Here is a 7971-nt window from a genome sequence, read left to right on the forward strand (position 1 = left end):
GCCGGCATCGTCGAGCGCGCCCGCGGCGCCGGCGCGCACACCCGCTGCGGCGGCACGCTGGCGCAGGTCGGCAGCGGCGGCGCCTACTGGCGGCCGACGCTGATCGAGGGCGTAGAGGCCAGCAACCCGGCGGTGCTGGAAGAGATCTYCGGCCCGGTGCTGACAGTACAGGTGTTCGACAACGAAGAAGAAGGCCTCGCGCTGGCGGCACACGAGCACTACGGCCTCGCGGCCGGCGTGCACACCGCCGACCTCGGGCGCGCGCTGCGCGCGATGCGTGCGATCCAGGCCGGCACCGTCTGGATCAACCGCTACGGGCGCAGCGACGACTTCGTCATCCCCACCGGCGGCTACCACCAGTCGGGCATCGGCAAGGACCTGGGGCGCCAGGCGGTCGAGGCCAACCTGCGCGTCAAAAGCGTGCTGATCGACTTCGCGTCGCCGCAATGAAGTGCACCACCGCACCGGCGCAGCGCAGACCGCACGCCATGCCGAGACGGGCCCGTGAAACCACAGCTTCGACGCGTGGCACCCGCCAAATCCCCACTTCCTCGTTGGTCGCACATGCTTCAATGAAATGGTGATGACAAGGCGAACCCGCTGACACCCACCCGCCCTCACACGACAAGGACCTCCCCCACCATGGCCTTCCGCCCCAAGTTCATCAGCTTCGACTGCTACGGCACGCTGACCCGGTTCCGCATGAGCGAGATGACGCGCGAGATCTTCGCCGACCGCGTCCCCGCCGAGCGCATGGATGCGTTCATCGCCGACTTCTCCGCCTACCGCTTCGACGAGGTGCTGGGCGCCTGGAAGCCGTACGCCGACGTGCTGAAGAACGCCGTGCGCCGCACCTGCCGCAAGTGGAACCTGCAGTACCTCGACCACGAGGCGCAGCGCTACTACGACGCGGTGCCCACCTGGGGCCCGCATGCCGACGTGCCGGCAGGGCTGGCGCGCGTCGCGAAGGAGATCCCGCTGGTGATCCTGTCGAACGCGTCGGACGACCAGATCCAGCGGAACGTGGCGCAGCTCGGCGCGCCCTTCCACCGCGTCTACACCGCGCAGCAGGCGCAGGCCTACAAGCCGCGGCTGCAGGCCTTCGAGTACATGCTGGACTCGCTGAATGCGAACCCCGAGGACATGCTGCACGTGTCGTCCAGCCTGCGCTACGACCTGATGTCGGCCGACGACCTGGGCATCAAGAACAAGGTGTTCGTGAACCGCGGCCACGGCCCGGGCAACCCGGCCTACGGCTACACCGAGATCGCCGACATCGGCGGCCTGCCCGGCGTGGTCGGGCTCTGAACCCGTTCGAGCGGCCGCCATGAAACTCGACTCGTACTGGACCGACACGGCACCGGCCTTCACGCCGAAGCCGGCCGAGTTGCCGGCGCGCGCCGACGTGGTCATCGTCGGCGCCGGCTTCACCGGCCTGTCGGCGGCGCTCGCGCTGGCGCGGCGCGGCGCCAGCGTGGTCGTGCTGGAGGCCGGCGAGCGGGTCGCGAGCGAGGCCTCGTGCCGCAACGGCGGCCATGTGAACAACGGCCTGGCGGTCGACTACGGCGTGGCGGCCGACCGCCACGGCACGGCCCAGGCCTGCGCCTGGTACCACGCCTTCGACGCGGCGGTCGACAGCGTCGAGCGCGTCGTGCGCGACGAAGGCATCGCTTGCGATTTCGAGCGCAACGGCAAGCTGAAGCTCGCGACCCGGCCGGCGCACTGCGAGGCCCTGGCGCGCAGCGCCGAGCGCATGCGGCGCGAGGTCGACCCCGATGTCGAGTTCATCGACGCCGCGCGCGTGCGGCAGGAGGTCGGCAGCGAGCGCTTCGTCGGCGGCCTGCTGCAGAAGAAGAGTGCGCAGATGCACATGGGCCGCTTCGCGCACGGCCTGGCGAGCGCCGCCGAGCGCCAGGGCGCGCAGATCCACCTCGGCACCGCCGCGACGCGCTTCACGCGGCTGGGCTCGGGCCATGCCCACCGCGTCGACACCGCGCGCGGCTCGCTGCAGGCCGGGCAGCTGCTGCTGGCCACCGGCGCCTCGCAGCACGGCGGCTATGCGAGCTTCGGCTGGCTGCGCCGGCGCATCGTCGGCATCGGCAGCTTCATCATCGTCACCGAGCCGCTCGGCACCGAGCGCGCACGCTCGCTGCTGGCGGTGCGCCGCACCTGCGTCACGGTGGCCAACATCCACCACTACTTCCGGCTGACCGCCGACCACCGGCTGGTGTTCGGCGGCCGCGCGCGCTTCGCGCTCAGCAGCCCGACCTCCGACCGCAAGAGCGGCGCGATCCTGCAGCGCGGCCTGATCGAGACCTTCCCGCAGCTGGCCGGCGCCGGCATCGACTACTGCTGGGGCGGACTGGTCGACATGACGCAGGACCGCCTGCCGCATGCCGGCGAGCGCGACGGCCTGTACTACTCGATGGGCTACAGCGGGCACGGCACGCAGATGTCGGTGCACATGGGGCTGCGCATGGCCGAGGTGATGGCCGGCAATGCCGCTGCCAACCCGTGGCGCGACCGGCCCTGGCCCGCGATCCCCGGGCACCTCGGCCCGCCCTGGTTCCTCCCCGCCGTCGGCTTGTACTACCGCGTCAAGGACATGGTGGCCTGAAATGACGCCGCACGGGCTTCGAACGACAACCCCTTCCCTCCCACTGCACAGAGGAACATGCGATGAACGAGCGCCGGAAGTTTGAAGACCTCGTCGGTCCGCAAGAGAGCACGCGCCTGCTGGGCGCACTGAAGCGCGGCGCCAGCCGGCGCGACGTACTGGCCCTGCTGATGGCGGGCGGCATGCAGGCCACGCTGGCCGGCGGCCTGTCGAGCCTCGCGCTGTCGGCCCACGCCGCCACGCCGAAGCGCGGCGGGCGCATCCGCGTGGCCGGCGCCACCGCGGCGATCACCGACACGCTGGACCCGTCGAAGATGTCGAACCAGACCGACTACTCGCGCGGCACCATGCTCTACAACGGCCTGACCTCGCTCGACGGCAGCCTGACGCCGCAGCCGGCACTGGCCGAATCCTTCGACACCAAGGACGCGAAGACTTGGGTCTTCAAACTGCGCAAGGACGTGAAGTTCCATGACGGCAAGCCGCTGACCCCGGCCGACGTGGTGTTCTCGGTGATGCGCCATAAGGACCCGGCCACCGCCTCCAAGGCCAAGGCGCTGGCCGACCAGATCGACAGCGTGAAGGCGAGCGGCGCCAACGAGGTGACGGTGACGCTCTCCGCGCCCAACGCCGACCTGCCGGTGATCCTCGGCACCTTCCACTTCATGATCGTGAAGGACGGCACCACCGACTTCAGCACCGGCATCGGCACCGGCCCGTACAAGCTGAAGGAGTTCAAACCCGGCGTGCGCTCGATCGCGGTGCGCAACGAGGGCTACTGGAAGCCGGGCCAGCCGTACCTCGACGAGATCGAGTTCGTCGGCATCGGCGACGAAGGCGCGCGCGTCAACGCGCTGCTGTCGGGCGACCTCGACCTGGCCGGCTCGGTCAACCCGCGCTCGGTCGAGCGCATCAAGGGCACGCCCGGCTTCGCGGTGTTCAGCACGCAGTCGGGCCAGTACTCCGACCTGATCATGCGCAAGGACCTGGGCCCGGGTGCCAACCCCGACTTCATCCTCGCGATGAAGCACCTGATCGACCGCGAGCAGATGCGCAAGTCGGTCGCGCTCGGCCATGCGGTGCTCGCCAACGACCAGCCGATCGACCCGACCAACCGCTTCCATTTCGCCGGCCTGCCGCAGCGCGCCTTCGACCTCGACAAGGCGAAGTTCCACCTGAAGAAGTCGGGCCTGGGCGACGCGCCGGTGCCGGTGATCGCCTCGCCGGCGGCGCTGTACTCGGTCGAGATGGCGCTGGTGATGCAGCAGTCGGCGCAGAAGATCGGCCTCAACCTGGACGTGAAGCGCATGCCGGCCGACGGCTACTGGTCCAACCACTGGCTCAACAGCGCGGTCGGCTTCGGCAACGTCAACCCGCGCCCGAGCGCCGACACGCTGCTGACGCTGTTCTTCAAGTCCGACGCGGCCTGGAACGAGTCGCGCTGGAAGAGCGAGAAGTTCGACCAGCTGCTGGTCGCCTCGCGCGCCGAGACCGACGCCGCGAAGCGCAAGCAGCAGTACGCCGACATGCAGGTGATGATCCACGAGCAGGCCGGCCTGGGCATCCCGCTGTTCCTGGCCAGCCTGGACGGCCACAGCAGCAAGCTCAAGGGCCTGTCGCCGATCCCGCTCGGCGGGCTGATGGGCTACTCGTTCGCCGAGCACGTCTGGCTGGACGCCTGAGCCACGGCCATGAACGGCTTGATCCTGCGCCTCAGCCTGCAGCGCATCGGCCTCGCGCTGGTGTCGCTGCTGGTCGTCTCGGCCCTGGTGTTCGYGATCACCGCGGTGCTGCCGGGCGACGCGGCGCAGGCCCAGCTCGGCCAGGAAGCCACGCCCGAGACGCTGGCCGCGCTGCGCCACCAGATGGGCCTGGACGTGCCGGCACCGGTGCGCTACGGGCGCTGGCTGGCGGGGCTGCTGCGCGGCCAGCCGGGCGAGTCGATCGTCACCCACACGCCGGTGGTCGACATGCTGGCCAGCCGGCTGCCGAACTCGCTGCTGCTGGCGGCGATCACGGTGCTCGTCGCGGTGCCGCTCGCGCTGCTGCTGGGCATCGCCGCGGCGATGTACCGCGGCTCGCTGTTCGACCGAATCGTCAGCGGCGGCGCCGTCGCCGTGGTGTCGGTGCCCGAGTTCCTCGTCGCGACGCTCGCGGTGCTGGTGTTCGCGGTCGAGCTGCACTGGCTGCCGGCGCTGTCGTACGGCGTCAGCTTCGACTCGCCGCTGAAGATGCTGCGATCGTTCGCGATGCCGGTGATGACGCTGTGCTGCGTGATGGTGGCGCAGATGATGCGCATGACGCGCGCCGCGGTGATCGACCAGCTGAAGGCGCCGTACATCGAGATGGTGCTGCTGAAGGGCGCGACGCCGATGCGCACCGTGCTCGCGCATGCGCTGCCGAACGCGGTCGGCCCGATCGCCAACGCGGTCGCGATGACGCTGTCGTACCTGCTGGGCGGCGTGATCATCGTCGAGACCATCTTCAACTACCCCGGCGTCGCCAGCCTGATGGTCGACGGCGTGACGCAGCGCGACATGCCGCTGGTGCAGACCTGCGCGATGCTGTTCTGCGCCGCCTACCTGCTGCTGGTGACGCTGGCCGACATCTGCAGCATCGTGGCCAACCCGCGGCTGCGCTACCGATGAACAGCACCCCCCTTCCCGTCCGCCCCCGGCGAACACGCACCAGCCCGCTCGCCTGGGCCAGCGCCGCCGTGCTGCTGTTCTGGCTGCTGGCCGCGCTGCTCGGCCCCGGTTTGCTGAGCGACAGCGGCAGCAGCATGGGCGACGCCGCGGTGTTCGCGCCGATGAGCGCGGCGCACTGGTTCGGCACCGACTTCCTCGGCCGCGACGTGTTCGCCCGCGTCGTGCAAGGCACGCGCTACACGGTGGGCGTGGCGCTGGCCGCCACGCTGCTGGCCAGCGGCATGGGCACGCTGCTCGCGCTGCTGGCGGCCGCCAGCGGGCGCTGGGTCGACGCGCTGCTCAGCCGCGCGGTGGACACGCTGACCTCGGTGCCCGGCAAGATGTTCGCGCTGATCATGGTCGCGGCCTTCGGCTCGGCAATGTCGACGCTGGTCGTCACCGCGGCCGTCATCTACCTGCCGGGCGCCTACCGCATCGCGCGCTCGCTCGCCGTCAACATCGACGCGATGGACTACGTGACCGTGGCGCGCACGCGCGGCGAGGGGCGGCTGTACATCATGCTCAACGAGATCCTGCCCAACATCGTCGGCCCGATGGCGGCCGACCTCGGCCTGCGCTTCGTCTACGTGGTGCTGCTGCTCGCGTCGCTGAGCTTCCTCGGCCTGGGCGTGCAGCCGCCGGCCGCCGACTGGGGCTCGCTGGTGCGCGAGAACATCGGCGCGCTGCCGCTGGGCAGCGCCGCCATCATCATGCCGGCGCTCGCGATCGCCAGCCTGACGATCGCGGTCAACCTGCTGATCGACAACCTGCCCGGGCGCTCGGCCCGCGGGGAACGCTGATGGGCGCGCCGGTCACCGTCAGCGGCCTGAACATCGTCGCGCAGACGCGCGACGGCGAGCAGCCCATCGTGCGCGACCTGAGTTTCAGCATCGCCCCCGGCGAGGTGCTGGCGCTGATCGGCGAATCGGGCTCGGGCAAGACCACCACGGCGCTGGCGCTGATGGGCTATGCGCGCAACGGCTGCCGCATCGCCGGCGGCAGCATCCGCATCGGCGATGCCGACGTGCTGGCGCTGACCCCGGCGCAGCAGCGCGCGCTGCGCGGGCGCAGCGTGGCCTACATCGCGCAGAGCGCGGCCGCCTCGTTCAACCCGTCGCGCAGCCTGATGGACCAAGTGGTCGAGCCGGCCCGCATCCACCGGCTGATGCCGCGCGCCGAGGCCGAGGCGAAGGCGGTCGCGCTGTTCCGCGAGCTCGCGCTGCCCGACCCCGACCACATCGGCGCGCGCTACCCGCACCAGGTGTCGGGCGGGCAGCTGCAGCGGCTGATGGCGGCGATGGCGCTGATCAGCGACCCCGACCTGGTGATCCTCGACGAGCCGACCACCGCGCTCGACGTGACGACGCAGATCGAGGTGCTGCGCGCCTTCCGCCGCGTGGTGCGCGAGCGCCGCGCCACCGCGGTCTACGTGAGCCACGACCTGGCGGTGGTCGCGCAGATGGCCGACCACATCCTGGTGCTGCGCGACGGCGCGATGCGCGAGCTGGGGCGCACCGGGCAGATCCTGCAGGCGCCTGCCAACGACTACACGCAGAGCCTGCTGGCCGCCGCGCAGCCGAAGGTGCGCGATGCCGGCCGGCCAGCCGCCGAGGCCGCCGAGGCCACGGCACGGCCGCTGCTGGAAGTGACCGGCCTCAGCGCCGGCTACGGGCCGCTCGACCGCCAGGGCCGCCCGGCGCTGCCGATCCTGCAGGACATCGACCTGACGCTGCAGCGCGGCCAGGCGATCGGCGTGATCGGCGAATCCGGCTCCGGCAAGACCACGCTGGCGCGCGCGATCGCCGGGCTGATCGCGCCGTCCGGCGGGCACATCGTGTTCGACGGCCGCGAGCTCGGGACCGCGCTGGCCCGGCGCTCGAAGGAAGACCTGCGCCGCATCCAGATCGTGTTCCAGATGGCGGACACCGCGCTCAACCCGGCGCACACCATCGAACGCATCCTGGCGCGGCCGCTGCAGTTCTACCGCGGCCTGCGCGGCGCCGCGTTGCGCGCGCGCATCGCGCAGCTGCTCGACCTGGTGCAGCTGCCGGCCACGCTGGCACAGCGCCTGCCCGGCGGGCTGTCGGGCGGCCAGAAGCAGCGCGTGAACCTGGCGCGCGCGCTGGCCGCCGAGCCCGACCTGATCCTGTGCGACGAGGTGACCTCGGCGCTCGACAGCGTGGTCGGCGCCGCGGTGCTCGACCTGATGGCGCAGCTGCGGCGCGAGCTCGGCGTCTCGTACCTGTTCATCAGCCACGACCTGCACACCGTGCGCTCGGTGTGCGACGAGATCGTCGTGATGCAGCACGGCCGCAAGCTCACGCAGGTGGCGCGCGCCGACTTCGAGCGCGGCCCGCACCACCCCTACTACGAACTGCTCGCGCGCTCGGTGCCCGAGCTGCGCTGCGGCTGGCTGGATGACGTGCCCGACGCGCACGACGTGCCGGCCACCGCCTGACCCCCAACCCCTTCTTTCTTCGCGATGCCCCTGACCCTGACCGTTCCGACGCTGCAACGCCAGCAGAACTTCATCGACGCGCGCTGGAGCGATGCGGCCGAAGGCCGGCGCTTCGAGGTCCGCGACCCCGCCACCGACGCCGTGTTCGCGCAGGTGCCCGACAGCGGCGCGCGCGACGCCCGCGCCGCCGTCGAGGCCGCCCATGCGGC

At 71.2% G+C, this 7971-nt stretch carries 8 protein-coding genes; all 8 read left to right on the forward strand.

Translation table 11 applies throughout. The features are described from left to right. The coding region (locus AC1D1T_RS27595) for an aldehyde dehydrogenase family protein (protein WP_477992873.1) at positions 1–450 on the forward strand (450 nt) is incomplete at its 5' end. A gap of 192 nt (positions 451–642) precedes the next feature. Then, on the forward strand, positions 643–1308 hold the full coding sequence (locus tag AC1D1T_RS27600; RefSeq protein WP_465111928.1) for a haloacid dehalogenase type II: 666 nt from the start codon (positions 643–645) through the stop codon (positions 1306–1308). Positions 1309–1327: 19 nt separating this feature from the next. Further along, a complete protein-coding gene (locus AC1D1T_RS27605) occupies positions 1328–2617 on the forward strand; it encodes an NAD(P)/FAD-dependent oxidoreductase (RefSeq protein ID WP_477992874.1) in 1290 nt (429 codons plus the stop codon). 62 nt (positions 2618–2679) lie between these two features. Continuing rightward, the gene (locus AC1D1T_RS27610) at positions 2680–4299 is read left to right on the forward strand and encodes an ABC transporter substrate-binding protein (protein ID WP_477826907.1); all 1620 of its coding nucleotides are present in this window, start codon (positions 2680–2682) and stop codon (positions 4297–4299) included. 9 nt (positions 4300–4308) lie between these two features. Beyond that, positions 4309–5265 (forward strand): ABC transporter permease, encoded by a 957-nt coding sequence (locus tag AC1D1T_RS27615; RefSeq protein WP_477992875.1) that lies wholly within the window; start codon positions 4309–4311, stop codon positions 5263–5265. Continuing rightward, a complete protein-coding gene (locus tag AC1D1T_RS27620) occupies positions 5262–6104 on the forward strand; it encodes an ABC transporter permease (protein ID WP_477826909.1) in 843 nt (280 codons plus the stop codon). Before AC1D1T_RS27615 ends, AC1D1T_RS27620 begins: the two co-directional genes overlap by 4 nt. Then, positions 6104–7762 (forward strand): ABC transporter ATP-binding protein, encoded by a 1659-nt coding sequence (locus AC1D1T_RS27625; protein ID WP_477992876.1) that lies wholly within the window; start codon positions 6104–6106, stop codon positions 7760–7762. Before AC1D1T_RS27620 ends, AC1D1T_RS27625 begins: the two co-directional genes overlap by 1 nt. Before the next feature lie 24 nt (positions 7763–7786). Then, positions 7787–7971 (forward strand): aldehyde dehydrogenase family protein (locus AC1D1T_RS27630; RefSeq protein WP_477992877.1); only part of this gene is annotated, 185 nt, incomplete at its 3' end.

It is taken from the genome of Rhizobacter sp. P2_H3, from assembly GCF_056403355.1.

What these genes read in the sequence shown, in the direction of transcription:
- AC1D1T_RS27605 (WP_477992874.1), top strand. Translation starts at nt 1,328, where the DNA reads ATGAAACTCGACTCGTACTGGACCGACACGGCACCGGCCTTCACGCCG.
- AC1D1T_RS27620 (WP_477826909.1), top strand. Translation starts at nt 5,262, where the DNA reads ATGAACAGCACCCCCCTTCCCGTCCGCCCCCGGCGAACACGCACCAGC.
- AC1D1T_RS27610 (WP_477826907.1), top strand. Translation starts at nt 2,680, where the DNA reads ATGAACGAGCGCCGGAAGTTTGAAGACCTCGTCGGTCCGCAAGAGAGC.
- AC1D1T_RS27625 (WP_477992876.1), top strand. Translation starts at nt 6,104, where the DNA reads ATGGGCGCGCCGGTCACCGTCAGCGGCCTGAACATCGTCGCGCAGACG.
- AC1D1T_RS27600 (WP_465111928.1), top strand. Translation starts at nt 643, where the DNA reads ATGGCCTTCCGCCCCAAGTTCATCAGCTTCGACTGCTACGGCACGCTG.